The organism is Aeromicrobium sp. Sec7.5, from assembly GCF_036867135.1.
GTDB lineage: Bacteria > Actinomycetota > Actinomycetes > Propionibacteriales > Nocardioidaceae > Aeromicrobium.
The window spans coordinates 1,515,904-1,539,908 of the sequence record NZ_JBAJIJ010000001.1 but is presented as its reverse complement, the minus strand read 5'-3'; the positions used below and the strand labels follow the sequence as shown (position 1 = coordinate 1,539,908).

At 70.3% G+C, this 24,005-nt stretch carries 29 protein-coding genes; 9 read left to right on the top strand and 20 right to left on the bottom strand.

Annotation, left to right across the window (positions count from 1 at the left end; genetic code table 11):
- Position 1: 1 nt before the first annotated feature.
- From V6S66_RS07645 to V6S66_RS07635, 3 genes are all read right to left on the bottom strand, one after another.
- Positions 2-439 carry a MarR family winged helix-turn-helix transcriptional regulator gene (locus V6S66_RS07645; protein WP_334206152.1) on the bottom strand — a complete coding sequence of 146 codons (438 nt, stop codon included), beginning with the start codon at positions 437-439 and terminating at the stop codon, positions 2-4.
- A 61-nt stretch (positions 440-500) separates the two neighbouring features.
- Positions 501-1,721 (bottom strand): acyl-CoA dehydrogenase family protein, encoded by a 1,221-nt coding sequence (locus V6S66_RS07640; protein WP_334206151.1) that lies wholly within the window; start codon positions 1,719-1,721, stop codon positions 501-503.
- A gap of 16 nt (positions 1,722-1,737) precedes the next feature.
- Positions 1,738-3,042: an acyl-CoA dehydrogenase family protein gene (locus V6S66_RS07635; RefSeq protein ID WP_334206150.1), complete on the bottom strand. Its 1,305-nt coding sequence runs from the start codon at positions 3,040-3,042 to the stop codon at positions 1,738-1,740.
- A 191-nt stretch (positions 3,043-3,233) separates the two neighbouring features.
- On the opposite strand from V6S66_RS07635, the gene def reads away from it, so the two are divergent.
- Positions 3,234-3,836, top strand: coding sequence for a peptide deformylase (def, locus tag V6S66_RS07630; protein WP_334206149.1), 603 nt, complete (start codon positions 3,234-3,236; stop codon positions 3,834-3,836).
- Between the two features lie 10 nt (positions 3,837-3,846).
- Positions 3,847-4,380, top strand: a complete 534-nt coding sequence (locus V6S66_RS07625; protein WP_334206148.1) for a GNAT family N-acetyltransferase — start codon at positions 3,847-3,849, stop codon at positions 4,378-4,380.
- A gap of 7 nt (positions 4,381-4,387) precedes the next feature.
- Here the strand turns inward: V6S66_RS07625 and V6S66_RS07620 are convergent, their stop codons facing one another.
- Positions 4,388-4,948, bottom strand: a complete 561-nt coding sequence (locus V6S66_RS07620; RefSeq protein WP_334206147.1) for a 1-acyl-sn-glycerol-3-phosphate acyltransferase — start codon at positions 4,946-4,948, stop codon at positions 4,388-4,390.
- Positions 4,945-5,754, bottom strand: a complete 810-nt coding sequence (locus V6S66_RS07615) for a TrmH family RNA methyltransferase (RefSeq protein ID WP_334206146.1) — start codon at positions 5,752-5,754, stop codon at positions 4,945-4,947. Before V6S66_RS07615 ends, V6S66_RS07620 begins: the two co-directional genes overlap by 4 nt.
- 18 nt (positions 5,755-5,772) lie before the next feature.
- Here V6S66_RS07615 and V6S66_RS07610 point away from each other — a divergent pair, with 18 nt between their 5' ends.
- Positions 5,773-6,300 (top strand): YbhB/YbcL family Raf kinase inhibitor-like protein, encoded by a 528-nt coding sequence (locus tag V6S66_RS07610; RefSeq protein ID WP_334206145.1) that lies wholly within the window; start codon positions 5,773-5,775, stop codon positions 6,298-6,300.
- Between the two features lie 12 nt (positions 6,301-6,312).
- Here the strand turns inward: V6S66_RS07610 and bluB are convergent, their stop codons facing one another.
- Genes bluB through V6S66_RS07590 form a run of 4 tightly spaced genes read right to left on the bottom strand, consistent with a single transcriptional unit; the run spans position 6,313 to position 9,343 of the window.
- Positions 6,313-6,954, bottom strand: coding sequence for a 5,6-dimethylbenzimidazole synthase (gene bluB / locus V6S66_RS07605; protein ID WP_334206144.1), 642 nt, complete (start codon positions 6,952-6,954; stop codon positions 6,313-6,315).
- The gene (locus tag V6S66_RS07600; protein WP_334206143.1) at positions 6,951-8,075 is read right to left on the bottom strand and encodes an SPFH domain-containing protein; all 1,125 of its coding nucleotides are present in this window, start codon (positions 8,073-8,075) and stop codon (positions 6,951-6,953) included. Before V6S66_RS07600 ends, bluB begins: the two co-directional genes overlap by 4 nt.
- Complete coding sequence (locus V6S66_RS07595) at positions 8,072-8,521, bottom strand: NfeD family protein (protein ID WP_334206142.1); 450 nt, start codon at positions 8,519-8,521, stop codon at positions 8,072-8,074. The genes V6S66_RS07600 and V6S66_RS07595 overlap by 4 nt, the downstream gene beginning before the upstream one ends.
- Positions 8,522-8,527: 6 nt before the next feature.
- Complete coding sequence (locus V6S66_RS07590) at positions 8,528-9,343, bottom strand: ABC transporter ATP-binding protein (protein WP_334206141.1); 816 nt, start codon at positions 9,341-9,343, stop codon at positions 8,528-8,530.
- 57 nt (positions 9,344-9,400) lie between these two features.
- Between V6S66_RS07590 and serB the strand changes: the two genes are divergently transcribed.
- On the top strand, positions 9,401-10,648 hold the full coding sequence (gene serB, locus V6S66_RS07585; protein ID WP_334206140.1) for a phosphoserine phosphatase SerB: 1,248 nt from the start codon (positions 9,401-9,403) through the stop codon (positions 10,646-10,648).
- On the opposite strand, the gene V6S66_RS07580 is transcribed toward serB, so the two are convergent.
- Both V6S66_RS07580 and V6S66_RS07575 read right to left on the bottom strand, forming a co-directional pair.
- Entirely contained in the window at positions 10,641-11,201 is a 561-nt protein-coding gene (locus V6S66_RS07580) for a hypothetical protein (protein ID WP_334206139.1), read from the bottom strand. The two genes, serB and V6S66_RS07580, sit on opposite strands and share 8 nt — an antisense overlap.
- Entirely contained in the window at positions 11,198-11,413 is a 216-nt protein-coding gene (locus V6S66_RS07575; RefSeq protein ID WP_334206138.1) for a dodecin, read from the bottom strand. Before V6S66_RS07575 ends, V6S66_RS07580 begins: the two co-directional genes overlap by 4 nt.
- Positions 11,414-11,471: 58 nt before the next feature.
- Here V6S66_RS07575 and V6S66_RS07570 point away from each other — a divergent pair, with 58 nt between their 5' ends.
- From V6S66_RS07570 to V6S66_RS07560, 3 genes are read left to right on the top strand one after another with little or no spacing between them, the layout of a single operon-like run.
- On the top strand, positions 11,472-11,774 hold the full coding sequence (locus tag V6S66_RS07570) for a DUF3099 domain-containing protein (protein WP_334206137.1): 303 nt from the start codon (positions 11,472-11,474) through the stop codon (positions 11,772-11,774).
- A gap of 3 nt (positions 11,775-11,777) precedes the next feature.
- Positions 11,778-11,993 carry an acetone carboxylase gene (locus V6S66_RS07565; protein ID WP_334206136.1) on the top strand — a complete coding sequence of 72 codons (216 nt, stop codon included), beginning with the start codon at positions 11,778-11,780 and terminating at the stop codon, positions 11,991-11,993.
- Entirely contained in the window at positions 11,986-12,789 is an 804-nt protein-coding gene (locus V6S66_RS07560; protein WP_334206135.1) for an SURF1 family cytochrome oxidase biogenesis protein, read from the top strand. The genes V6S66_RS07565 and V6S66_RS07560 overlap by 8 nt, the downstream gene beginning before the upstream one ends.
- Here the strand turns inward: V6S66_RS07560 and abc-f are convergent.
- The gene (gene abc-f / locus V6S66_RS07555) at positions 12,773-14,371 is read right to left on the bottom strand and encodes a ribosomal protection-like ABC-F family protein (RefSeq protein WP_334206134.1); all 1,599 of its coding nucleotides are present in this window, start codon (positions 14,369-14,371) and stop codon (positions 12,773-12,775) included. The genes V6S66_RS07560 and abc-f overlap by 17 nt on opposite strands.
- A gap of 171 nt (positions 14,372-14,542) precedes the next feature.
- Between abc-f and V6S66_RS07550 the strand changes: the two genes are divergently transcribed.
- Together V6S66_RS07550 and V6S66_RS07545 are read left to right on the top strand one after the other, a co-directional pair.
- Positions 14,543-16,432, top strand: a complete 1,890-nt coding sequence (locus V6S66_RS07550; RefSeq protein ID WP_334206133.1) for a TPM domain-containing protein — start codon at positions 14,543-14,545, stop codon at positions 16,430-16,432.
- A 49-nt stretch (positions 16,433-16,481) separates the two neighbouring features.
- On the top strand, positions 16,482-17,459 hold the full coding sequence (locus tag V6S66_RS07545) for a hypothetical protein (RefSeq protein ID WP_334206132.1): 978 nt from the start codon (positions 16,482-16,484) through the stop codon (positions 17,457-17,459).
- 23 nt (positions 17,460-17,482) lie between these two features.
- Here V6S66_RS07545 and V6S66_RS07540 read toward each other — a convergent pair whose 3' ends face one another.
- The 8 genes from V6S66_RS07540 to V6S66_RS07505 are packed head-to-tail and all read right to left on the bottom strand — an operon-like array spanning position 17,483 to position 23,999.
- Positions 17,483-17,851, bottom strand: coding sequence for a metal-sulfur cluster assembly factor (locus V6S66_RS07540; RefSeq protein ID WP_334206131.1), 369 nt, complete (start codon positions 17,849-17,851; stop codon positions 17,483-17,485).
- Positions 17,848-18,321 carry a Fe-S cluster assembly sulfur transfer protein SufU gene (sufU, locus tag V6S66_RS07535; protein WP_334206130.1) on the bottom strand — a complete coding sequence of 158 codons (474 nt, stop codon included), beginning with the start codon at positions 18,319-18,321 and terminating at the stop codon, positions 17,848-17,850. The genes V6S66_RS07540 and sufU overlap by 4 nt, the downstream gene beginning before the upstream one ends.
- 1 nt (position 18,322) lies before the next feature.
- A complete protein-coding gene (locus V6S66_RS07530) occupies positions 18,323-19,573 on the bottom strand; it encodes a cysteine desulfurase (RefSeq protein ID WP_334206129.1) in 1,251 nt (416 codons plus the stop codon).
- A gap of 1 nt (position 19,574) precedes the next feature.
- Positions 19,575-20,336 carry a Fe-S cluster assembly ATPase SufC gene (gene sufC / locus V6S66_RS07525; RefSeq protein WP_334206128.1) on the bottom strand — a complete coding sequence of 254 codons (762 nt, stop codon included), beginning with the start codon at positions 20,334-20,336 and terminating at the stop codon, positions 19,575-19,577.
- Position 20,337: 1 nt separating this feature from the next.
- On the bottom strand, positions 20,338-20,697 hold the full coding sequence (locus V6S66_RS07520; protein WP_334206127.1) for a Rieske (2Fe-2S) protein: 360 nt from the start codon (positions 20,695-20,697) through the stop codon (positions 20,338-20,340).
- On the bottom strand, positions 20,690-21,841 hold the full coding sequence (sufD, locus tag V6S66_RS07515; protein WP_334206126.1) for a Fe-S cluster assembly protein SufD: 1,152 nt from the start codon (positions 21,839-21,841) through the stop codon (positions 20,690-20,692). Before sufD ends, V6S66_RS07520 begins: the two co-directional genes overlap by 8 nt.
- Entirely contained in the window at positions 21,838-23,289 is a 1,452-nt protein-coding gene (gene sufB / locus V6S66_RS07510; RefSeq protein ID WP_334206125.1) for a Fe-S cluster assembly protein SufB, read from the bottom strand. The genes sufD and sufB overlap by 4 nt, the downstream gene beginning before the upstream one ends.
- Entirely contained in the window at positions 23,286-23,999 is a 714-nt protein-coding gene (locus V6S66_RS07505; protein ID WP_334206124.1) for a helix-turn-helix transcriptional regulator, read from the bottom strand. Before V6S66_RS07505 ends, sufB begins: the two co-directional genes overlap by 4 nt.
- Between the last annotated feature and the right edge of the window lie 6 nt (positions 24,000-24,005).

Below are 24,005 nucleotides of genomic sequence, written 5' to 3'. Positions count from 1 at the left end.
CTCAGAGGGCCTCGGCACGGTCGTTGAACCGGCGCAGGAGGCCGACGAAGACGTCGATGTCGTCGCCCTCCCAGTCGTCGAGCAGACGCACGAGGCGCTCGTGGGTCTCGGACCGGTAGTCGCGCAGCCGGGCCGCTGCCGCCTCGGTGGGCACCAGGAGGCGTGCGCGGCCGTCGCTCGGGTCAGGGTGCTGCTCGACGAGCCCGTAGTTCACGAGCGCCGCGACGGCGCGGCTTGCGGTGGACTTGTGGACGCCCATGGACTCGGCCAGGTCGGCGCCGCGCACCTGGCCCGATGCGTCGCAGATGGCCAGGAAGAACAGGTACGTGCCGTAGTCGAGATCGCGGTGCAGGCCCGAGAGAATCTGCACCGAGCGGCGGCGGACCCGTTGGACGAGGCGCGTCAGCTCGAGCTCGAGGTCGACGTCGGCGGAGGACATGCGTCCAACCTACCGAAGCCGGCCTCGAGCCCGAGCCGTCAGGCCGGGACCAGCGCCGGACCTACTTGAGCTGCGTCGACGACAGGTTCAGCAGGCGTCGGGCGACGATGAGCTGCTGGATCTGCTGCGTGCCCTCGAAGATGTCGAGGATCTTGGAGTCGCGCGACCACTTCTCGAGGAACTCGGTCTCGCTGTAGCCCAGCGTGCCGGCCAGCTCGACGCACTTCAGCGTGATGTCGTTGCCGACGCGCCCCGCCTTCGCCTTCGCCATGGAGGCCTCCATGGAGTTGGGCTTGCGGTTGTCGGCGAGCCACGCGGCCTCGAGGGTGAGCAGCAGCGCTGCCTCCCAGTCGGCCTCCATCTGGATGAACGTGGCCGCCGCGTACGACTGCGCCGTGGCGGGACGGTCGTAGTCGATGTCGACGCCGGCCTTCTCCAGCAGGTCGCGGATGAGCTCGAGCGAGGCCCGGGCGCAACCGACGGCCATGCCGGCCACCAGGGGACGCGTGTTGTCGAACGTGGCCATCGCGCCGGCGAAGCCCTGCTTGACGTCGATCTCGGGGCTGCCGAGCAGGTTCGACTCGTGCACGCGGCAGTTGTCGAGCAGGATCACAGCGGTGTCGGACGCCCGGATGCCGAGCTTGTGCTCGAGGCGCTCGACCCGGATGCCGGGCGTGTCCTTGCTGACGACGAACGACTTGATCGCCGCGCGCCCCATGCTCTTGTCGAGCGTCGCCCAGACCACGACCGAGTCGGCCCGGTCACCCGACGTGACGTAGATCTTCTCGCCGTTGAGGACGTAGTGGTCGCCGTCCTTGACCGCCGTGGTCTTGATGGCGGCCGAGTCGGAGCCGAAGCTCGGCTCGGTGATCGCCATCGCCGCCCAGGTGCCCTTGTAGCGCTCGAGCTGCTCGTCGGTCGCGACCGAGGCGATCGCGGAGTTGCCCAGGCCCTGGCGGGGCATCGAGAGCAGCAGGCCGACGTCGCCCCAGCACATCTCGATGACCGAGAGCACCGAGCTCATGTTGGTGCCGTTCTTGACCTTGGCCTTCTTGCCGGCCGAGTCGTCCTCGCCACGGCGGACGCCGGCGGCGCCGGCTCCCTGGCCCTGGCCGGAGTCGCTCATGCCGTCGACGAGCGAGGCGAGCAGGTCGAGCTCCTTGGGGTAGGAGTGCTCGGCGAGGTCGTACTTGCGGGAGTTGGCGCGCAGGAAGTTGTCGGCGACCTGGTTGGCCTGGTCGACGAAGGCGCGGAACTTCTTGGGGGTGTCGAGATTAATCATGATGAGTTCTCCGTCCTCAGACGAGGACTGCTCCTTCCATCAGGCCGACGGCCCGCAGGTCGCGGTACCACCGCTCCACCGGGTGCTCCTTGACGAAGCCGTGACCACCGAGCAGCTGGACGCCGTCGGTGCCGATCTTCATGCCGTACTCGGCCGCGAGCTTGCGGGCGAGCGCGACCTCACGGGCGTAGGACTGACGCTGCTCGGCGCGCGAGGCGGCCTTCAGCGTGACCAGGCGCATGCCCTCGAGCTCGATCGCGATGTTGGCCACCATGAAGGCGACCGACTGGCGGTAGGCGATCGGCTCACCGAACGCCTCGCGGCCCACGACGTACTCCTTGGTGTAGTCGAGCACGGCCTTGGCCGTGCCGAGGGCGAGCCCCGCCCAGCCGAGGCGGGCCAGGCGGACGGCCTCGCGGTAGTCGTCCTCCGCGCCGTCGCCCAGCAGCGCCGCGGGGGCGTCGTCGAGTTTCAGGCGCGTGAGGCCGGCGGCGCGCAGACCCATGGACGGGTCGGCGGCGACGCTGACGCCCTCGGCGGCAGCCTCGACGACGAACAGCGCGGGCTTGCCCTCGAGGTCGGCCGAGACGATGAACAGCTCGGCCTCCAGGCCGCGGACCGCACCGGACTTCAGACCGGTCAGGACGTAGCCGTCGCCGGACTTGGTGGCCGTGGTGCCGAGCTCGAACGGGTCGAACAGCGGCGTCGGCTCACTGATGACCAGGGCGGCGGCAGGGACGTCGTCACCGGTGAAGGCCGGCAGGTAGGTCTGCTGCTGCTCGTCGGAGCCCCACAGCGAGATCGCGGTGGCGACCGCCGAGGGTGCCAGGCAGGCCACGGCCTGCCCCATGTCGCCGTAGGCGAGCGCCTCGGCGACGAGCACGCCCGTCGTCGCGGAGCGCTCCTCGGACAGACCGCCGAGGGCCTCGGGCACGTTGAGCAGGCTGAGCCCGAACTCGGTGGTCTGGGCCAGCACCTCCTTGGGCGTGTCGTCGGTCTTCTCGGCCGCCTCGGCGCCAGGACGCAGGACCTCGTCGGCGAACTCGGACACGACACCGACGATCATCTGCTGGTCCTCGGTGGGCGTGAGGTCGAAGACCCCCGAGTCGCCCGACGAGGCCTGGCGGGCCGGCTTGCCGGAGCCCTTGACCTTCTTGAAGGTGCGGGCGGCCGCGCCCGCGGCCTGGAAGCCCGCGCGCGTGCCGTGGTAGACCGCCTTCTCGCTCTGCTTGCGCAGGCCGAGGCGGTCGATCGTGGGCGAGCTGGCGATGCGGTTCAGGACCGCCAGACCGATGCCCATGGGGTCTTTGCGAGAGGCCACGTGTGCTCCTGGGAAGTTCACGAGGTCGGGCCGAGGTGCCCGCCGTCGGCGTCAGTGTAGACGAGTTTGTAACTCACGTTTGCACTTTGACGTCTCGAGCGTATCCCAGACGCGGCCCACGGTCCACAGCGACCAGCGGGTGTCGGATACCGTGGACCGTCGCTCTCCCGTCGACACGCACCAGGAGCCCCGTGAGCAGCCCCGTGACCCACCCGCAGTCCCGTCCCCTCCCCGAGGGCGGATCCGTCCGTCCGATCACCCGCTGGGGCACCCCGGTGATGCACCGCGAGCTCGAGGACGTCACGGTCTTCGGCGAGGAGCTGCAGACGCTCGTGCGCGACATGGTCGCCACGATGTACGCCGCTCGCGGGGTGGGCCTCGCCGCCAACCAGGTCGGCGAGAACGTCAAGGTCTTCGTGTTCGACTGCCCCGACGACGACGACCAAGTCGTCACGGGCGTCGTGTGCAACCCGGTCCTGACCCTGCCCGAGGGCGACGACCGCCGCCTCGACGACGACGACGAGGGGTGCCTGTCGTTCCCGGGCGCCTTCGGACCACTCGCCCGGCCGGACCGCGCGCACGTCAGTGGCGTCGACCAGAACGGGGATCCGGTCGAGTTCACCGGCACCGGGATGCTCGCCCGCTGCCTGCAGCACGAGACCGACCACCTCTTCGGCACGGTGTTCGGCGACCGCCTCGCCGGCCGCGCGCGCAAGAAGCTCGACAAGATGCAGGGCGAGCTCGACGACCTCTACCCGGCCGACTGGCCGGTCACGCCGATCGCGGAGGCGTGAGGACCCGCCCATGATCACGCGCCCCATCGAGGCGGGCGACTGGGAGGAGATGCACGTCCTCTACGCCGACCCGGGCGTCTGGGAGCACCAGCCGAGCGGGGTGTTCACCACGGTGGACCAGACGAAGGCGCTCGTGGAGTTCTTCGTCAACGGCTGGCGCGACGACGGCCTCAGCAACTGGGCCGCGTTCGACGGCGGCGGAGAGTTCGTCGGCCACGGTGGGGCCCGTCTGCTGCACGACCGACTCGCGTGGAACATCGGGTACCGGGTCCACCGGGCCCACTGGCACCGCGGGTACGGCGGTGCGCTGGCCCGTCAGGGGGTGGAGGCCGCGCAGGCTGCCGATCCCGACGTCCCGGTCACCGCAAAGCTGCTGGAGCGCAACGAGGCGAGCCGTCGCACCGCCGAGACGGCCGGGCTGCAGCTCGTGTGGCGCGGTCGTGACCTCGGCAACGCCGACGAGTCGGCCGTGCGGCTGATCTATGCCGATCGCGAGCTCGACAAGTCCACCCTGCGGGCCCACACGCACAGCTTCATGCGCTGACGATCGGTCAGGCCTCTTCGCGCAACCGGGGCTCGGTGCGGTTCTTGGGCTTGATGCCCGGCATGTCGGCGTAGAAGTCCCGCACGATGTCCATGTCGGCCGTGAAGTCGCCACTGGGGATGAACGAGGGTCCGAAGCCCATCGTGCGCGTCGGCGGATCGAAGAAGGCCAGCGTCACCGGCACCTGGGCGTCGCGGGCGATCCGCAGGAACCCGGACTTCCAGTACTCCCCCGCTGACCGCGTGCCCTCGGCGGCGATCACGAGGCGGAACTCGTTGTTGGTCTCGGCCTCGTCGACGAAGGCCTGCACGACGCCGGCCGGGTTCTTGCGGTCCAGCGGGACGCCGCCGAAGCGCTTGACGAGCCAGCCGACCGGGCCGGAGAAGAGCTCCTGCTTGACCAGGACCCGCGGGTGGGCACCGCCGTGCCACATGACCAGGAGCATCGTGACGAAGTCCCAGTTGGACGTGTGGGGAGCGCCGACGAGCACCCCGCGCTCGGGCACCGTGCCGACCATCCGGTACCGCATCAGACGGGCGATCGTCCGGGCCACGCGCTGCCGCATCATGGCGCGAGCCTAGTGGGACGCAGCTCCCAGGCCGCGATCGCGACCGAGGCGGCCACGTTGAGCGAGTCGATGTCGGGGTTCATGGGGATCGTCGCGCGCACGAGGCTCTCGTGCTCCCACCGCGCCGAGAGCCCGTGGCCCTCCGAACCGACCACGAGCGCGATCGGCCGTTCCGTCGCGACCGTGTCGAGCGGCACGGCGCCCTCGCCCAGGGTCATGGCCACGGTCGTGAACCCCGCGTCGCGCAGCAGGTCCGGCGCGGCGTGCCAGTCGTCCAGACGCGCGTACGGCAGCGAGAACACGGCGCCCATCGCGACCTTGATCGCCCGGCGGTATAACGGGTCGGCGCACCGCGGCGAGAGCAGCACGCCGTCCCACCCGAGCGCCGCCGCCGTGCGGAACACAGCACCCACGTTGGTGTGGTCGACGAGGTCCTCGAGCACGACGATCCGTCGTGCTCCCTCCAGGACCTCGGCCGGCTCCGGGAGCGCGGGGCGATGGAGCGCGGCGAGCGCTCCGCGGTGGACGTGGAAGCCCGTGAGCTGCTCGATGACGTCCTCGTCGAGGACGTAGCAGGGGGCCTCGGTGCTGGCCAGCACGTCCTCGAGCGACTCGACCCACCGTGGCGCCATCAGGAACGACCGTGGCTCGTGCCCGGCGGCGAGGGCGCGGCGCACGACCTTCTCGCCCTCGGCGACGTAGATGCCCCGCTCGGTCTCGAGCAGCTTGCGGAGGCTGGTGTCGCGCAGGCTCAGGAAGTCGCGGAGCCTCTCGTCGTCCGTCGTCACGTGCTGGATCTGGGCCACGCGGTTAGGTTAGGCCGCATGAGCCTCGACCGACCCGTGACCCCGGATCCCTACCCCCTCCTGCCGGCCGCTGCGACGTTCACCGTCACGAGCGACGACGTCACCGACGGCGCGCCGTTGAAGGACGACCAGGTCAACGCCCACGGCGACACCTCGCCGCAGCTGAGCTGGTCGGGCGCCCCCGAGGGCACCAGGTCCTTCGTCGTCACGTGCTTCGACCCGGACGCTCCCACCCCGTCGGGCTTCTGGCACTGGGTGGCCGTCGACCTGCCGGCCGACACCACGAGCCTGTCCGTCGGCGCCGGCGCGGGCGACGACTCGCTGCCCGGCGACGCGTTCCACGTGCGCAACGACGGCGGCGGCCTGAACTTCATGGGTGCCGCGCCGCCGGAGGGCGATCAGGTGCACCGGTACTTCTTCGTCGTCCACGCGGTCGGCCAGGACACCCTCGGTGTCGACGCCTCCGCCAGCCCGGCCGTCGTGAGCTTCAACCTGGCGTTCAAGACGCTGGGTCGGGCGATCGTGCACGGCACGTACCAGCACTGAGCGCCGCCGCGGTCAGCGTTCGCTGACCAGCTCGTCGAGCGGCCGGGGCTCGCCCCAGCGCTGCTCGACGAGCATAGGGCGGTCGTAGAACCGGTCGACCGGTCCGAGGCAGAGCACCGCGACGGGCTCGTCGCCGTCCGCGAGGCCGAGCAACGACGCCAGCTCGGTGGGCTCGAACAGCGAGACCCAGCCCATCCCGAGGTCCTCGGCCCGCGCGGCGAGCCAGAGGTTCTGGATCGCACAGGCGACCGATGCGAGGTCCATGTGCGGCATCGTGCGACGCCCGAACACGTGCTGATCGCGCTCGCCCGTGATCGACACGACGATGAGCTCGGCGCAGTCGCGGATCCCCTCGACCTTGAGGCGGAGGAACTCCGACCCCCGCTCGTCCAGCGCCCGGGCGGTGCGATCGCGCTCGACGGCCACGAGGTCCGCGACCGCCTCCCGCACCTCCGGACTGACGACGCGCACGAAGCGCCACGGCACCATCAGTCCGACGCTGGGCGCCATGTTGGCCGCCTCGAGGAGGCGACGGAGCACAGCGGGGTCCACCGCGCCACCGACGAAGTGCCGCATGTCGCGGCGCTCGGCGATGACGCGGTAGACCGCTTCGCGCTCGGCCTCGTCGAACGGCTGGGGACGACCTGCCGTCACGCCTGCGCGGGCGGGGGCGGCGGCGCGTCGTCGTCACCCTGGTCGAGGATCGACGGGGGCACGATGTCGTCGCCGTTGCCGGCCCCGGGCTGCTCGGCCCGGCGAGCCGCCTCGAGCGCCGCCTGGACGGCCTCGGAGGTGTCGACCGTGGACGCGACGTCCTCGATCGGTGCGTCGAGATCGATGCGCTTCTTGCTGCCACCACCGTCGACCGGCACCGTGCCGATCACGCCGCCGAGCGTGCCGAGCGCTGCGGTGAGCTCGGCCGGGATGATCCAGGTCGAGGCGTTCTCACCGCCGGCGATCTTCGGCAGGGTCTGCAGGTACTGGTACGACAGCAGCTTCTGGTCGGGGTTGCCGTCGTGGATCGCCTGGAACACGGTCTCGATCGCCCGCCCCTCGCCCTGCGCGCGCAGGATCTGCGACTGCTTCTCGCCCTCGGCGGTCAGGATCGCGGCCTGCTTCTCGCCCTCGGCGGTCAGGATCTGCGACTGCTTCTGGCCCTCGGCCGTGAGGATCGCGGACTGGCGCTGGCCCTCGGCGGTCAGGATCACGGCGCGACGGTCACGCTCGGCGCGCATCTGCTTCTCCATCGCGTCGATGATCGTCGCGGGCGGGTCGATGCTCTTGAGCTCGACCCGGTTGACCTTGATGCCCCAGCGCGTCGTGGCAGCGTCGAGCTCGGCGCCGAGCGTGCGGTTGATCTGGTCGCGACCGGTCAGTGCGTGCTCGAGCGACATGCCACCGATGATGTTGCGGAGCGTCGTCATCGTGAGCTGGTGGATCGCCTCGATGTAGTTGACGATCTCGTACGTCGCCGAGACGGGGTTGTTGACCGTGAAGTAGATGACGGTGTCGATCGAGACCGTCAGGTTGTCCTCGGTGATGACGTCCTGCGGCGGGAACGACACGACCTGCTCTCGCTGGTCGATGACGTACTGCAGGCGGTCGACGAACGGCACGATCAGGTGAGGACCGGAGTCCAGGGTCGTGCGGTACTTGCCGAGCCGCTCCACGATGCCGGCCCGCTGCTGGGGCACGATCTTGAACGACATCGCGACGATGGCGATCGCCAGCGCCAGGAAGAAGAAGGCGACGATCAGGGCTACCGATCCGATCACGGTGCAACCTTTCCGGCCACGACTGCGGTGGCCCCCTCGATGGACACGACGGTCAGACGCGCACCGACGTCGAACTGTTCCCCGGAGCGCGTGCGAGCCGTCCAGAGCTCACCGTCGATCGCGACACGGCCCCCGAGGTCGCTGACGGGCTCGTCGACGACCGCGACATGGCCGACCAGGTTGTGGTGCCCCACGGTCAGGGTCGGACCGGAGTGGAGCTTGCGGCGAAAGCGCGGGCGGATGACGCCGAGCAGGAGGATCGAGACGACCCCGAACACGATCATCGTGACCCACGGCGGGACGAAGGGTGCGAGCGCGGCAGCGGCGACGGCCGCCACGGCGAACATCACGAGCACGAGCTCCAGGCTCAGCAGCTCGGCGACGGCCAGCACGACGGCCACGCCGATCCAGACGACCCAGAGGTTGTCGTTGATCCAGTCAGTCAAGGGTGCTCACTCCTCCGGTCGGGCGGCTCGGCGTCCGTAGCGCACGCGGCGGGCCGTGTAGCGACCCTCGGAGACCGCCAGCTCGAGCGGGGTCCCGAAGGCACGGGTCAGGTTCTCCGCCGTCAACGTGGACGAGATCGGCCCCTGCGCGACCACGGCACCGTCGCGGAGCAGCAGCACGTGGGTGAACCCCGGCGGGATCTCCTCCACGTGGTGGGTCACGAGCACGAGGACGGGCGCGTCGTCGTCGGACGCCAGGTTCTGCAGGCTCGACACCAGGTCCTCGCGGGCCCCGAGGTCGAGACCGGCCGCCGGCTCGTCGAGCACGATCATCTCGGGATCGGTCATCAGGGCACGCGCGATCAGCACGCGCTTACGCTCCCCCTCGGACAGGGTGCCGAAGGTGCGCCCGGCGAGGTGGGCGATGCCGAGCTCACCGATGATCTGGTCGGCCTGGGCGGTGTCGGCCTCGTCGTACTCCTCGCGCCAGCGTCCGGTGACACCGTGGGCCGCCGAGAGCACCGCGTCGCGCACGGACTCGGTCGGCGGCAGACGATCGGCGACCGTGAGGCTCGTGTGGCCGATGCGGGTGCGCAGCTCGAAGAGATTGACGGTGCCGAGCTCCTGGCCGAGCACCGTCGCGCGGCCCTGGCTCGGGAACGTCGTGGCGCTCGCGATCTGCATGAGGGTGGTCTTGCCGGCGCCGTTCGGCCCGAGCACGATCCAGCGCTCACCCTCGCGGACCGTCCAGTCGACCCGATCGAGCAGCAGGGAGTCGGAGCGCACCACGGAGACCTGGGTCAGCTGGATGGCGCTCGTCATGAATCCCTCCGGTGTGGGCGTCGTCGAGCACCAACCTATCGCGCTAGCCTCGACCCGATGACCAGCCATGGGCCCGTCCCCCACCTCCCCCAGCACTTCACCGGTCCGACCGTCCTCGTGACGCTGGTCGGCACGGATCGCGCGGGTGTCTCCACCCGCTTGTTCGGCGTGCTCGATGCGTTCCCGCTCGAGGTCATCGACGTCGAGCAGCTCGTGGTCCGTGGTCAGCTGATCCTCAGCGTCCTGGTCACCGAGCCCGCCACGAGGGACGACACCGATGGGCGCGACACCGAAGGGCTCGACGACGCCGTCACCGCCCTCGGGCCGGAGCTGGGCCTGGCGGTCTCGATCGAGCGCGGCACGGGCGACAATCGGCCCCGACGCGTCGGTCGGGCGCAGGTCGTCGTGCTCGGTGCCCCCCTGCTCCCCCGCGCGATGGCGGCGCTGACCGAGCAGATCCGCACCGACGGCGGCAACATCGACCGCATCGTCCGGATGGCGCGGTACCCCGTCACGGCGATCCGCATGGAGGTCAGTGGGGCCGACCCCGATGTCCTGCAGGCCACGCTCGCCCGGGTCGCGTACGAGCACGGGGTCGACGTCGCGGTCCAGGAGAACGGCATCCGTCGGCACGCGCAGCGACTCGTCGTGATGGACGTCGACTCCACCCTGATCCAGGGTGAGGTCATCGAGATGCTCGCGGCCCACGCGGGTTGCGAGGCGGAGGTCGCCGAGGTGACCGAGCGCGCGATGCGCGGCGAGCTCGACTTCGCCCAGTCGCTGCACGCCCGCGTGGCGAAGCTCGAGGGGGTCCCCGTCTCCGCGCTCGACGACGTCTACGCGTCACTCGCCTACACGCCGGGCGCTCGCACCATGATCCGCACGCTCAAGCGGCTCGGGTACCGCTTCGCCCTGGTCTCGGGCGGCTTCACGCCGATCATCGCGCGCATCGCCGAGGAGCTCGACATCGACTACTACCGCGCCAACGACCTCGAGATCGCCGACGGCCACCTGACCGGACGGGTGCTGGGGACCGTGGTCGACCGGGCCGGCAAGGCCGAGGCCCTGCGCGAGTTCGCGGACGCCGCGGCGATCCCGATCAAGAACACCGTGGCGATCGGCGACGGCGCCAACGACCTCGACATGCTCGCTGCGGCGGGTCTCGGCATCGCCTTCAACGCCAAGCCCACGGTGCGCGACCAGGCGCGCACGTCGGTCAACGTCCCGTACCTCGACACCATCATCTACCTGATGGGCATCACCCGCGAAGAGGTCGAGGAGGCCGACGCCTCCGACCTCAGCTGACCACGTAGGCCGCCCGGGACAGGAACAGCCCGTGGCCCGATCCCTGGTCCAGGCACGTGACGCCGGCCTCCTCGGACCCGCAGGTCACGTCGCCCACCGTGATCGCCTGACCGTACGGCAGCACGACTCCCCCACCGGTCTCCGCCGCGGCGATGACGCCGCCGCGGCACAGCGGCATGAGCGCGCTGCCCTGGACCGACGAGAAGCCACCACCGAACGACTTCAGGCAGTCCTCGGCGCCCGCCGGTTCGGCGTACGTGCGCTCCTTGACCAGGCACCCCCACTGGTCGGCGGCGTCGTCGATCCAGCAGATGATGTTGCCGGTCGGCGTCAGGAACGCGTGGCCGGTGTAGGCGTCGGGGAACTGGGCCGGGTCGACCGGGGTGCCGGCCGGGGCCTCGATGCCCAGCGGCTCCGGCGATGGCTCGGGCGACTCCGGCTCCGCGGTGTCACCGGACGGCCCCTCCTGCGGCTCCTCGGCGGTGCCTGCGCCCGAGCAGCCCATGAGGGCCACCGTCGCGACGAGCACCACCGTGAGGAGCCGCAGCCTCACTCGTCGTCCTCCAGGCGGAAGCCGATCTTCATCGTGACCTGGTAGTGCGACGGCACGTCGTCGCTGATCTGGCCACGGATGCCCTCGACCTCGAACCAGTCGAGGTGGCGCAGGGTCTGGCTCGCGCGCTTGATGCCGTTCTCGATGGCCTCGGACACCCCGTCCGGGGACGTGCCGACGATCTCGGTGATGCGGTAGGTGCGGTTGCTCATGGGATCCATGATGCCGCCATGACCGGTGCCCTCACGCACAGGGGCGTATCCTGAAAGAGTGAACAAGCGAACCGACGAGGTGCCCCTGATCACCTCGGCTCCGGAGAGCTCGACCGCGCTGTTCGGCGCCAAGGAGCGTCGGTACCTGTTCTCGATGGGCCTACGCACCGTCTGCTTCATCGGCGCGTGCCTGGTCGACGGACCGTTTCGCTGGGTGCTCATCGTCCTCGCCGTGTTCCTGCCGTACGTCTCGGTCGTCCTGGCGAATGCCGGGGTCCGCGTGAGGCCGGCCTCCGGCACGTCCTTCGTGCCCATGGAGCACCGCTCGATCGCCGCCCGACCCGAGCGCGACGAGATCTGACCGGTGGGACTCGACCCCGCCCGTGAGCTGACCTGCTCGGCCAAGGGCTGCACCGCGCCCGCCGCCGTCGAGGTGCGCTGGAACAACCCCAAGCTGCACACGCCCGAGCGGCGCAAGGTCTGGCTCGCGTGCGGTGAGCACGACGGTTCCCTGACGTCGTTCCTGTCGGCGCGCGGCTTCTGGCGCGAGACCGTACCCGTCGGAGCAGCGGATGCGTGAGCTGCACTTCCTCGGATCCGCCCGCTGGGTCGGCTTCGCGATCTTCGTGGTCGCCCTGTCCGCGGTCTGCATCCAGCTGGGCCTCTGGCAGTTCCACAAGCTCGACGACCGGCAGGTGCGCAACGAGCTGGTCCGCGAGCACCTGGGCGCCGCACCGGTCCCGCTCGAGGACGCGGTGCCCGTGGGCGACGACGTCGAGTCCGACCAGGAGTGGACGGTCGTCACGGTCAGCGGCACCTACGACGTCGAGAGCGAGGTCACGGTCAAGTTCGTCAACCGCGACGGCCGTCCCGGCATCGACGTCGTGACCCCGCTCGTGCTCGAGGACGGCACCGCGGTGCTGGTCGATCGTGGCTTCATCGAGACCCTGCGCACCAACGAGCGTCCCGACGACCTGCCAGCACCCCCGGACGGCGAGGTCGAGGTCACCGGCTGGCTGCGCGTCGACAGCGCGGCGGGCGGCCAGGCCACGTTCGTCAACGACGGCCAGGTGCGCGCGATCTCCAGCCGCGGCATGGCCGAGCAGGTGCCGTACGACCTGCGCAGCGGCTTCGTGAACCTGCAGGAGCAGTCCCCCACGAGCGACGGGCTCGAGCCCGAGCCGCGTCCCGACCTGGGCCAGGGCCCGCACTTCTTCTACGGGCTCCAGTGGTGGTTCTTCGCCGCCCTCGCGATCGTGGGCTACGGCTGGTTCGCGCGGGCCGAGCGGCAGGAGCGCCGCACCGCCGCGGCGCGGGCGGCCCGGGCAGCGGCCAGCACCGACGACGCCGACCGTGAGGTCACGCCAGCGCGATGAGGTCGGCGTAGTCGTCGTTCCAGAGGTCCTCGTCGCCGTCGGGCAGCAGCAGCACCCGGTCGGGCTCCAGCGCCTGGACGGCACCCTCGTCGTGCGAGACCAACACGATGGCGCCCTGGTACCGCCGGATGGCCGACAGCACCTCCTCGCGCGAGGCGGGATCGAGGTTGTTGGTCGGCTCGTCGAGCAGCAGCACGTTGGCGCTCGACACGATCAGGCCCGCCAGCGCCAGACGCGTCTTCTCGCCGCCGGACAGCACCCGGGCCGGCTTCTCGGCGTCGTCGCCGGTGAACAGGAAGGCGCCCAGCACGCTGCGCGCCTGGGTGTCGGTGAGGTCGGGGGCGGTGGACTGCATGTTCTGCAGCACCGTGCGGTCGGGATCGAGGGTCTCGTGCTCCTGGGCGAAGTAGCCGATCTTGAGCCCGTGGCCGGGCTGGAGCTCACCGGAGTCGGGGACCAGCTCTCCCGCCAGCATGCGCAGCAGGGTCGTCTTGCCCGCGCCGTTGAAGCCCAGCACGACGACGCGGCTGCCCCGGTCGATCGCGAGGTTGACGTCGGTGAAGATCTCGAGCGAGCCGTACGACTTCGACAGTCCCTCGGCCATGAGCGGGGTCTTGCCGCACGCCGCCGGGCTGGGGAAGTCGATCTTGGCGACCTTCTCGGACTGACGCACGCCCTCCAGGCCGGCCATCATGTCCTCGGCGCGTCGCAGCATCTGCTGGGCCGCCGTGGCCTTGCTGGCCTTGGCCCGCATCTTGTTGCCCTGCATCTGCAGGCGCTCGGCGGTCTTCGTCGTGATCTCCCGCTCGCGCTTGCGGCGGACCTCGTCGGCCTCGCGCTGGCGCACGTAGTGCTTCCAGCCCATGTTGTAGATGTCGATCGTGGCCCGGTTGCCGTCGAGGTAGAGGACCTTGTTGACGGTCTCCTCGATGAGCTCGACGTCGTGGCTGATGATCACCAAACCGCCGGAGTAGCTCTTGAGAAAGCCTCGCAGCCACGTGACCGAGTCGGCGTCGAGGTGGTTGGTCGGCTCGTCGAGCAGCATCGTCTCGGCGTCGCTGAACAGGATGCGTGCCAGCTCGATGCGGCGACGCTGCCCGCCGGACAGCGTCGAGAGCGGCTGCTCGAGCACACGGTCGGGCAGCCCCAGGGCGGCCGAGATCGTGGCGGCCTCGGCCTCGGCGGCGTACCCACCGCCGGCGGCGAAGGCGTCCTGCGCCCGGCCGTAGGCGCGCATGGCCTTCTCGGAGGTCTCCGGATCGGCCGAACCCATGTCGATCTCGGCCTTGCGCATCACCGATAGGGCTTCGTCGAGCCCGCGGGCGCCGAGGATGCGGTCGCGCGCGGTCGTGGACAGGTCGCCGATCTTCGGGTCCTGCGGCAGGTAGCCGATCTTGCCGCGGTGGGTGATGGTGCCCTCGGACGGCTGTCCGTCGCCGGAGAGCATGCGGGTGAGCGTGGTCTTGCCGGCGCCGTTGCGGCCCACGAGGCCGATCTTGTCGCCGGTGTCGACCCGGAAGGAGACGTTGGACATCAGGACGCGCGCACCGAAGCGCAGCGTCGCGTCATTGACGGTGATCATGGAGAACTTTCGAGCGGGGACGGGAGGACTGAGCGGCCGGCGCACGTCTACTCGAGCTGGATGATCACCCGACCATGGTACGGGCCGATCCTGAGGGGCTGCTCGTGCTCGTCGCGGTTCTCGGGGTGATGTTCGTCGCTCTGACCGGCGACCAGCCCCTACGCTCGCAGCATGCGCATCGCGACGAGGCTCCCCGCCACGGCCGGACTCCTGGTGACGTCGTTGCTCCTGCTCGCCTGGCCGCCCGTGGCCTTCGCCGAGCCGCCGATCGACGTGTCGGGTCCGGTGACCGACCCGGCCGGCGTCCTGGGCGATCGCGCGGCCGACGTGCGCGAGGCGCTCGACGAGCACCAGGCTGCGGCGGGCTACCAGCTGTTCATCGTCCTCGTGCCCTCCTTCGACGGGCTCGACGGCGACGCATGGGCCGACGAGTCGGCCCGCGAGTCCCGGCTGGGCGACGAGGACCTCCTGCTCGCGATCGCGACCGACGACCGGGCGTACGGACTGTCGGTGGCTGACGACTTCTCCCTGTCGGACCAGCAGGTCGACCAGGTCGTCGACGAGGACCTGCTCCCCCGCCTGCGCGACGGCGACTGGGGCGGAGCAGCCATCGCGACGGCCGACGGGCTGGCCGAGGCGGGTGAGCCGGGCCCCGGACTCTGGATCGGGCTCGCCGCGGTCGCGGCCCTCGGCGCCGGGGCTGGAGGCACCGTGCTGTGGCGCCGGCACCGGCAGCGGTCGACGGAGACGGCCGGGTTGGCCGACCTCGAGCAGCGCAGTGGCTCCGCCCTGGTGGGCTCCGACGAGGCGATCCGCACCTCGGAGCAGGAGCTCGCGTTCGCCGAGGCCGAGTTCGGTCTGCAGGACACCCTGGAGTTCCGAGCGGCGCTCACCGAGTCGCGGGATCTGCTGACGCAGGCCTTCGCCCTCCGTCAGCGTCTCGACGACGAGGTTCCGGAGTCCGCGCAGGAGCGCCGGGCGATCGCGGAGGAGATCATCGCCCTCTGCAGCCGTGCGGACGCCATCCTGGACGACAAGGTCGAGGCCTTCCGGTCGCTGCGCGACCTGCACCAGCGAGCCCCCGAGGTGCTCGCGGGTCTCGGCACTCGGGTCACCGAGGTCGCAGCACGGCTCCCCGCGGCACGCGTGACGCTGGAGGGCCTCGCCGCCCGGTACACCGCCAGCGCGATCGACACGGTGGACGACCATCCCGCCGAGGTCGAGCGGCTCCTGGCGCAGGCTCAACGGGACGTGTCCCAGGGACTGGCTGCGGTCGAGGGCGACCGCCCTGCCGCCGTCGCGCACGCTCGGTCGGCCGAGGCCTGCGTGGTCAATGCGTCCGCACTGCTCGACGGCGTCGACGGAGCAGATGCTGCGCTGCAGGCCGCCCCGCGGATCATCGCCGAGCGACTGACGGCGATCGATGCGCTGCTCGCTGATGCGGCCGAGCACGCAGCGGACGACCTGGCCGTCACGGCTGCCGCTGATCGGGCGCGGGCCGCGGCTGCGGCGGCTCGGTCCGACGCCTCGGATCCCTTGGCCACCGTGGCCACGCTCCAGGACGGGGAGACCGCCCTCTCCACCGCTCTCGCGCCCGCCATGGCGGAGGTCGCCCGAGCCGAGCAGGCACGGGTCGCGCTGGCTGGCACGATCGACCGGGTCGGCGCCAGCCTGCGTGGTGTCAGCCAGTACGTCGAGGCACAGGGGACGGTGGTCGGGGCCGAAGCGCGCACCCGCCTGTCGGAGGCCGGGCGGCACCTGGCCCTGGCCCAGCAGGCGCAGGTCGCCGACCCGGTCACCGCGCTCGACGAGGCGGAGCAGGCCGACCGACTCGTGGCCTCGGCCCAGAACTTCGCCCGCGCCGACGTGTCGCAGGCGGACGCGAACCGCGGTTCCAGCAGCGGATGGGGTGGGGGTGGATCCAGCGCCTGGGGTGGGGGCGGCTCCAGCCGACGCTCGTCGAGTCGCTCACCGCGCCGGTCATCCTCGTCGCGCCGCTCGTCGTCGGGCCGGCGTTCCTCGGGCTCCCGGGGTGGCCGCAGCCGCGGTGGCCGATTCTGAGTCCCGCGTGCCACGATGTCGTGATCATTCGTCGTCCAGGGGGACCTTCATGCGCAGAGCTTCATCCACGGCCTTCGTGGCCCTCGCCGCGGCCCTGGTCCTCGGGGCCTGTGGAGGGTCGAGCGACGACGGCGCGCCCGAGGCCGACTCGACCAGCACCCCGACCGATGACGGTCGAGGCACCGCCGGGCGGATCACCGCCTGCACGATCGTGGACCGGGACGTGGCCGATCCCCTCAACCCGAACGACCGCGATCTGGTCCCGACGCTGCTGATCGGCGACCTGACGTATGACGGTTGCACCGTCGGCGACGTCTACTCGATCAGCTTCGGCATCAAGATCGTCGACTCCGACGAGACCCTCGAGGACCGCGTCGAGCGGCTGGGGGGCAACCGTGGCCTCGAACCGGTCGAAGGGCTCGGGGACGAGGCGTTCCGGAGCGAGAACAGAGCCGGTGGCGAGACCGTCACGATCACGATCGGGGTGCGCATCGGCGACCAGGAGGTGATCCTGCGCAACGACGCGATCGGCAACACCGACCCCGACAACCGGGTGGACGAGGACGCGATGATGGAGTTCCTCGAGGCCTACGTGCCGGCGATTCCGGAGGACTTCCGGACGCAGGCCCTCACGACCGAGGTCGGCACGGTGTGCCTGCCTGCCGACGACCGCTCGATCGAGCAGGGCGTCGACACGATCCAGCTGGCCCGCGGCGGACGCAGCGGCGGCAGCGTCCGGTGCGCCTATCTCGGCGACGACCTCGCCACCGTCCAGCTGTCGCGCTCGTCCAGCGCCGATCCGGAAGGGAGTCTGGACATCTCGCGGGACTACGGCGAGACCGTCACCGTCGCGGGCGCGCAGGACGCCGTCCTCGAGGCCTCGGCCCGCTCCGTGTCGCTCACGATCCAGCCGTCGGCCGACGAGATCGTCTACGTCACGGTCGGGACCAGCAGCGGCAGCCTGGACCCCACGGCGATCACGGCGATCGCCGAGGCCTTCCTCGTCAGCAGCGGCAACGACTCCTAGCCGAGGAGTCCGCGACGACCGGCTCAGCCGATGTTGAAGCCGAGGGCGCGCAGCATCTCGCGGCCGTCGTCGGTGATCTTGTCGGGTCCCCACGGCGGCATCCAGACCCAGTCGATGCGGAACTCGTTGACGATGCCGTCGAGCGCCGCGCGGGTCTGGTCCTCGATGACGTCGGTCAGCGGGCAGGCCGCCGAGGTCAGGGTCATCTGGAGCACCGTGTTGCTGTGCTCGTCGACGTGGGCGCCGTAGACGAGGCCGAGGTCGACGACGTTGATGCCGAGCTCGGGGTCGACGACGTCCTTCATCGCCTCGATGACGTCCTCGCTGCTGGTGGCTCCGGCAGCCGGGGCTGCGGTGTCGACCTCGGGGAGGTCGGTGTGGTCGGCGGTCATGATGGATCCTTTCCGGCGGCCGTGGCCCCCGTGGCTTGCGTGGCGGCGTCCTTGAAGGCCATCCAGGAGAGCAGCGCGCACTTGACGCGCGCCGGGAACTGGGCGACCCCGGCGAAGGCGATGCCGTCCTCGAGCACGTCCTCGTCCGGCTCGACCTGCCCCTTGCCCTGCATGAGCTCCTGGAACGCGTCGAGCGTCGTGAAGCCCTCGGCCAGGGTCTGGCCGACGACCAGGTCGTTCAGCACGGAGGCCGAGGCCTGGCTGATCGAGCAGCCCTGTGCGTCGTAGGAGACGTCGCGGACGACGTCGCCGTCGAGGTGCACCCGCAGGGTGATCTCGTCGCCGCACGTGGGATTGACGTGGTGCACCTCGGCGTCGCCGCCGTCGCGCAGTCCGGCCCCGTGCGGCCGCTTGTAGTGGTCGAGGATGATCTCCTGGTAGAGAGCATCGACGTTCGTGGCATCAGTCATGTCAGGCCCCGAAGTACTTTTTGGTGTGCCAGATGGCCTCGACGAGCGCGTCGATCTCGGCCTCGGTCGTGTACAGGTAGAACGAGGCGCGCGTCGTGGACTGCACGCCGAAGCAGGCGTGCGCCGGCTTGGCGCAGTGGTGGCCTGCGCGCACCGCGACGCCCTTGCTGTCGAGCAGCTGCGCGACGTCGTGCGGGTGCACCGAGTCGATCGTGAAGCTGATCGCTCCCCCGCGGTCGACCGGCTCCTTCGGGCCCACGACCGTGAGGCCGTCGATCTCGACGAGCCGCTCGAGCGCGTAGGCCGTGATCGCCTGCTCGTGGGCGGCGACCTTCTCCATGCCGAGGGACGAGAGGTAGTCGACCGCCGCACCCAGCCCGACCGACTGCGCGATCGGCGGCGTGCCGGCCTCGAAGCGAGAGGGCGGCGGCGCGAACGTGGAACGCTCCATCGTGACCGTCTCGATCATCTCGCCACCACCGAGGAACGGCGGGAGCGAGGCGAGCAGGTCGTAGCGCCCCCAGAGCACACCGATGCCCGTGGGACCGACCATCTTGTGACCCGTGAAGGCCACGAAGTCGGCTCCGAGCGCGGCCATGTCGACCGGGATCTGCGGCACCGCCTGCGACGCGTCGATGACGGAGTACGCGCCGACGGCCTTGGCCCGGGCCACCAGGTCGGCGACCGGGTTGATCGTGCCGAGCATGTTCGAGACCCACGTGACCGAGACGATCTTGGTCCGTTCGGTGATGGGGTCGTTCTCGAGGTCGAGGCGGCCGTCCGGCGTGAGGCCGAACCAGCGCAGCGTCGCGCCCGTGCGCTCGGCGAGGAGCTGCCACGGCACGATGTTGGAGTGGTGCTCCATCTGGCTGATGACGATCTCGTCGCCGGGGCCCACGCTGTGCTCACTTCCGGGGCGGGCGTCGCCGAGCACGCGTGCCACCAGGTTGAGCGCCTCGGAGGCGTTCTTGGTGAACACGACCTCCTCGCGCTGGTTCGCCCCGATGAAGTCGGCGATCTTGGTGCGGCCGAGCTCGAACGCCTCGCTCGCCTCGGCACCCAGCTGGTGCATCGCGCGGGCGACGTTGGCGTTGTGCGCGAGGTAGTGCGCGTCGATCGCGTCGACGACCTGTCGTGGCTTCTGCGACGTATTGGCGCTGTCGAGGTAGACCAGCGGCAGGTCACCGGCCAGCCGACGCTGCAGGATCGGGAAGTCCTCCCGAACCCGTGCGACGTCGTAGGTGGAGGTCATGTCAGACCGCCGCGGCCTTGACGTACTTGTCGTAGCCGCTGGCCTCGAGCTCGTCGGCGAGCTCGCGCCCGCCGGTCTCGGCCAGACGACCCGCCACGAAGACGTGGACGAAGTCGGGCTGGATGTAGCGCAGGATGCGCGTGTAGTGCGTGATCAGCAGGACACCGCGATCACCCTGGCCGCTGTAGCGGTTGACGCCGTCGGAGACGACCTTCAGGGCGTCGATGTCCAGGCCGGAGTCGGTCTCGTCGAGCACCGCGAACTTCGGGTTGAGCAGCTCGAGCTGGGCGATCTCGTGGCGCTTCTTCTCGCCACCGGAGAATCCCTCGTTGACGCTGCGCTGCGCGAAGGCCGGGTCGAGCGTGACCCGCTCGAGCGCGGCGTTGACGTCCTTGATCCACGTGCGGAGCTTGGGGGCCTCGCCGTCGATCGCGGTCTTGGCGGTGCGCAGGAAGTTGGCCACGGAGACGCCCGGGACCTCGACGGGGTACTGCATCGCCAGGAACAGGCCGGCGCGGGCCCGCTCGTCGACGCTGAGCTCCAGGACGTTCTGGCCGTCGAGCAGGACCTCACCGTCGGTGACGTCGTACTTGGGGTGTCCGGCGATCGAGTAGGCCAGCGTGGACTTTCCCGAGCCGTTCGGGCCCATGATGGCGTGGACCTCGCCGGACTTGATGGTCAGGTTGACGCCGCGGAGGATCTCCTTGGCGCCCTCCTCGGTGTCGACCGACACGTGGAGGTTCTTGATCTCGAGAGTGCTCATGTCAGTTCTCCTCGGGCAGGGCGACGTAGACGCGATCGCCCTCGATGGTGGTGGGGTAGGTCGGGACCGACTCGGTGGCCGGGAAGTTCAACGGCTCGCCGGTGCGCAGCGAGAAGCTCGAGCCGTGCAGCCAGCACTCGATCGCCGGGCCCTTGGCGCCGTCGACCGTGACGTCGCCCTCGGACAGTGGGATCGAGGCGTGGGAGCACTCGTCGCGGATCGCGTAGACCTCGTCGCCGTTGCGGACCAGGGCGATCTCGGCGCCCTCGACCTCGACCGCCAGCACGCCCCCGTCGGGGACGTCGGCGAGCGGGGCGGCGAACTTCGGCCCCGTGCTCGATCCGTTCTGGGACTCAGACATCGGCCAGCTCGTGCTCGACCGCCGTGATCAGACGCTCCTGCACGTCGGGGATGCCGATGCGCCGGATGATGTCGTTGAAGAAGCCGTGCACGACCAGTCGACGGGCCTCGTCCTCGGGAATGCCGCGGCTCTGCAGGTAGAACAGGTGCTGGTCGTCGAACCGGCCGGTCGTGCTGGCGTGACCGGCACCGGCGATGTCGCCGGTCTCGATCTCGAGGTTCGGCACCGAGTCGGCGCGGGCGCCGTCGGTGAGCACCAGGTTGTCGTTCTGCTCGAACGTGTCGATGCCCTCGGCCACCTTGCGGATCAGGACGTTGCCGATCCAGACGGTGTGCGCGCCCTGGCCCTGCAGCGCGCCCTTGTAGAGCACGTTGCTGCGCGTGCGCGGCGCGGTGTGGTCGGCGAACAGGCGGTGCTCGATGTGCTGGCCGGCATCGGCAAAGTACACGCCGAGCAGGTCGGCGCTGCCGCCGGGGCCGGCGTAGTCGACGTTGGTGCTGGTGCGCACCAGGTCGCCACCGAGCGTGAACTCGAACACGCGCACCGCGGCATCGCGGCCGACGCGAATGTTGACCTGCTCGGCGTGCACGGCGTCGTCGGCCCAGTCGTTGAGCGTGACGAGGTCGAGCTGGGCGCCGTCACCGACGACCACCTGGGTGAACGCGTCGTAGACGGTGCTGCCCTTGTGGTCGATCAGGACCGTGGCCTTGGCGTGCAGGCCCACGCGGACCACGAAGTGACCCCACACGGTGCGGTCGGTCGAGTCGCCGCTGAGCGTGATGCGGATCGGCTCGTCGACCACGAGGTCGTCGGGCACGTCGAGCAGCACCGCTCCCCCGGCGTTGGCCGCCGCGAGGGCTCCGAGCCGGTCGAGCGGGGCCGACACGGCCAGGCCCTGGGCCTCCTCCGTGCTGATCTCGCTGAGCGTGACGCCCTCGGGGAGCTGCTGCTCCCAGGTGAGGTGCGCGTCGCTGGGCTCGCCCTCGAGCAGGCCACGCAGGCGCTTCAGCGGGGTGAAGCGCCAGATCTCCTCCAGGCCCGTGGGCACGGGGTGCGTGGCGACGTCGTAGGACGGCTCCGGGTGCAGGTGCGACTCGACGTGGTCGAGCTCCAGCACCTCATTGATGTTGTCAACGACGGTCATCCGACAGCACCCTCCATCTGGAGCTCGATCAGGCGGTTGAGCTCGAGCGCGTACTCCATCGGGAGCTCGCGCGCGATGGGCTCGACGAAGCCGCGGACGATCATCGCCATGGCCTCGTCCTCCTCCATGCCGCGCGACATGAAGTAGAAGAGCTGGTCGTCGCTGAGCTTGGAGACCGTGGCCTCGTGGCCCAGCGTGACGTCGTCCTCGCGGACGTCGACGTACGGGTACGTGTCGGAACGGCTGACCTGGTCGACGAGCAGTGCGTCGCACTTGACCGTGCTGGCCGAGCCCTCGGCACCCTCGTTGACCTGCAGCAGACCGCGGTACGACGTGCGTCCACCGCCACGGGCGACGGACTTGGACAGGATCGAGCTGGACGTGCGCGGGGCGGCGTGCACCATCTTGGCGCCGGCGTCCTGGTGCTGGCCCTCGCCGGCGAACGCGATCGAGAGCGTCTCACCACGGGCGCCCTCGCCCATCAGGTAGACGGCCGGGTACTTCATGGTGACCTTCGAGCCGATGTTGCCGTCGACCCACTCCATCGTGGCGCCGGCCTCGCAGACGGCGCGCTTGGTGACCAGGTTGTACACGTTGTTCGACCAGTTCTGGATCGTCGTGTAGCGGACGCGGGCGCCCTTCTTCACGATGATCTCGACGACGGCGGAGTGCAGCGAGTCGCTCGAGTAGATCGGCGCGGTGCAGCCCTCGACGTAGTGGACGTAGGAGTCCTCGTCGGCGATGATCAGCGTCCGCTCGAACTGGCCCATGTTCTCGGTGTTGATCCGGAAGTAGGCCTGCAGCGGGATGTCGACGTGGACGCCCTTGGGCACGTAGATGAACGAGCCACCCGACCACACGGCCGAGTTCAGCGCCGAGAACTTGTTGTCACCGACCGGGATGATCGTGCCGAAGTACTCCTGGAAGAGCTCCGGGTGCTCGCGCAGCGCGGTGTCGGTGTCGAGGAACAGGACGCCCTGCGCCTCGAGGTCCTCGCGGATCGAGTGGTACACGACCTCGGACTCGTACTGCGCGGCCACGCCGGAGACGAGGCGCTGCTTCTCGGCCTCGGGGATGCCGAGGCGGTCGTAGGTGTTCTTGATGTCCTCGGGGAGGTCGTCCCACGTGGCGGCCTGCTTCTCGGTGGACCGCACGAAGTACTTGATGTTGTCGAAGTCGATGCCGCCGAGGTCGGAGCCCCAGGTGGGCATGGGCTTGCGCTCGAAGAGCTTGAGGCCCTTCAGGCGCATGTCGAGCATCCACTGCGGCTCGCTCTTGAGCGCGGAGATGTTGCGGACGACGGCCTCGCTGAGCCCACGCTGGGACGTGGCGCCGGCGTCGTTCTTGTCGGACCAGCCGAACTCGTAGCGTCCGACGTCCTTGAGTCCGGGGTTGAGCTCCTCGATGGACGGAGCTGCACCGGTGTTCTCGTGCGACGTGGTGGTCATGACGTCACCTTCCCTAGTGGGGTGGGTACTGCGTGGGGAGACGAAGTGGAGTGGGTGGGAATGGTCGGGTCGGGCAGGTGCGTGGTGCACACGCCGTCGCCGTGGGCGATGGTCGCCAGGCGTTGCACGTGGGTGCCGAGAAGACCGGCGAACATCTCGGCCTCGGCCTCGCACAGCTGGGGGAACTGCTCGGCGACGTGCGCGACCGGGCAGTGGTGCTGGCACATCTGCGTGCCCGCAGGGGTGCTGCTGGTGGAGGCGGCGAAGCCCTCGGCGCTGAGGGCGTCGGCCAGGGCGGCCGGACGCTCGGCGGGCTCGACCTCGCCCAGGCGCTCGGTGAGGCGCCCGCGCAGGTCGTCGAGCCGGTGCGAGGCGAACTGCTTGACGGCGTGCTCGCCGATCGAGTCGCGCAGGAACTCCAGCGCGTCGACGGCGATCTCGTCGTAGGCGTGCGCGAACTGCCCGCGACCGAGGTCGGTCAGGGCGAAGACCTTGGCCGGACGGCCGCGACCGCGCTGGCCCTGCACCCGTTGGTCGCGCGACTCCAGCGCACCCTCGGCCACGAGGTGGTCGAGGTGACGGCGGATCGCGGCGGGCGTGAGGTCGAGCTCCACGGCCAGGCGGGCCGCCGTGGACGGGCCGCCGCGCAGGATCGCGTCGGCCACGCGCGCGCGGGTCGGGAAGGAGTCGTCGTGAGACGCCGCCTCCACTACCGC

Excerpts from the sequence above, each read along its gene's own strand:
- V6S66_RS07645 (WP_334206152.1), bottom strand. The coding sequence starts at position 439 with ATGTCCTCCGCCGACGTCGACCTCGAGCTCGAGCTGACGCGCCTCGTC.
- V6S66_RS07640 (WP_334206151.1), bottom strand. The coding sequence starts at position 1,721 with ATGATTAATCTCGACACCCCCAAGAAGTTCCGCGCCTTCGTCGACCAG.
- V6S66_RS07625 (WP_334206148.1), top strand. The coding sequence starts at position 3,847 with ATGATCACGCGCCCCATCGAGGCGGGCGACTGGGAGGAGATGCACGTC.
- V6S66_RS07620 (WP_334206147.1), bottom strand. The coding sequence starts at position 4,948 with ATGATGCGGCAGCGCGTGGCCCGGACGATCGCCCGTCTGATGCGGTAC.
- V6S66_RS07610 (WP_334206145.1), top strand. The coding sequence starts at position 5,773 with ATGAGCCTCGACCGACCCGTGACCCCGGATCCCTACCCCCTCCTGCCG.
- V6S66_RS07590 (WP_334206141.1), bottom strand. The coding sequence starts at position 9,343 with ATGACGAGCGCCATCCAGCTGACCCAGGTCTCCGTGGTGCGCTCCGAC.
- serB (WP_334206140.1), top strand. The coding sequence starts at position 9,401 with ATGACCAGCCATGGGCCCGTCCCCCACCTCCCCCAGCACTTCACCGGT.
- V6S66_RS07575 (WP_334206138.1), bottom strand. The coding sequence starts at position 11,413 with ATGAGCAACCGCACCTACCGCATCACCGAGATCGTCGGCACGTCCCCG.
- V6S66_RS07560 (WP_334206135.1), top strand. The coding sequence starts at position 11,986 with ATGCGTGAGCTGCACTTCCTCGGATCCGCCCGCTGGGTCGGCTTCGCG.
- abc-f (WP_334206134.1), bottom strand. The coding sequence starts at position 14,371 with ATGATCACCGTCAATGACGCGACGCTGCGCTTCGGTGCGCGCGTCCTG.
- V6S66_RS07550 (WP_334206133.1), top strand. The coding sequence starts at position 14,543 with ATGCGCATCGCGACGAGGCTCCCCGCCACGGCCGGACTCCTGGTGACG.
- V6S66_RS07545 (WP_334206132.1), top strand. The coding sequence starts at position 16,482 with ATGCGCAGAGCTTCATCCACGGCCTTCGTGGCCCTCGCCGCGGCCCTG.
- V6S66_RS07540 (WP_334206131.1), bottom strand. The coding sequence starts at position 17,851 with ATGACCGCCGACCACACCGACCTCCCCGAGGTCGACACCGCAGCCCCG.
- sufU (WP_334206130.1), bottom strand. The coding sequence starts at position 18,321 with ATGACTGATGCCACGAACGTCGATGCTCTCTACCAGGAGATCATCCTC.
- V6S66_RS07530 (WP_334206129.1), bottom strand. The coding sequence starts at position 19,573 with ATGACCTCCACCTACGACGTCGCACGGGTTCGGGAGGACTTCCCGATC.
- sufC (WP_334206128.1), bottom strand. The coding sequence starts at position 20,336 with ATGAGCACTCTCGAGATCAAGAACCTCCACGTGTCGGTCGACACCGAG.
- V6S66_RS07520 (WP_334206127.1), bottom strand. The coding sequence starts at position 20,697 with ATGTCTGAGTCCCAGAACGGATCGAGCACGGGGCCGAAGTTCGCCGCC.
- sufD (WP_334206126.1), bottom strand. The coding sequence starts at position 21,841 with ATGACCGTCGTTGACAACATCAATGAGGTGCTGGAGCTCGACCACGTC.
- sufB (WP_334206125.1), bottom strand. The coding sequence starts at position 23,289 with ATGACCACCACGTCGCACGAGAACACCGGTGCAGCTCCGTCCATCGAG.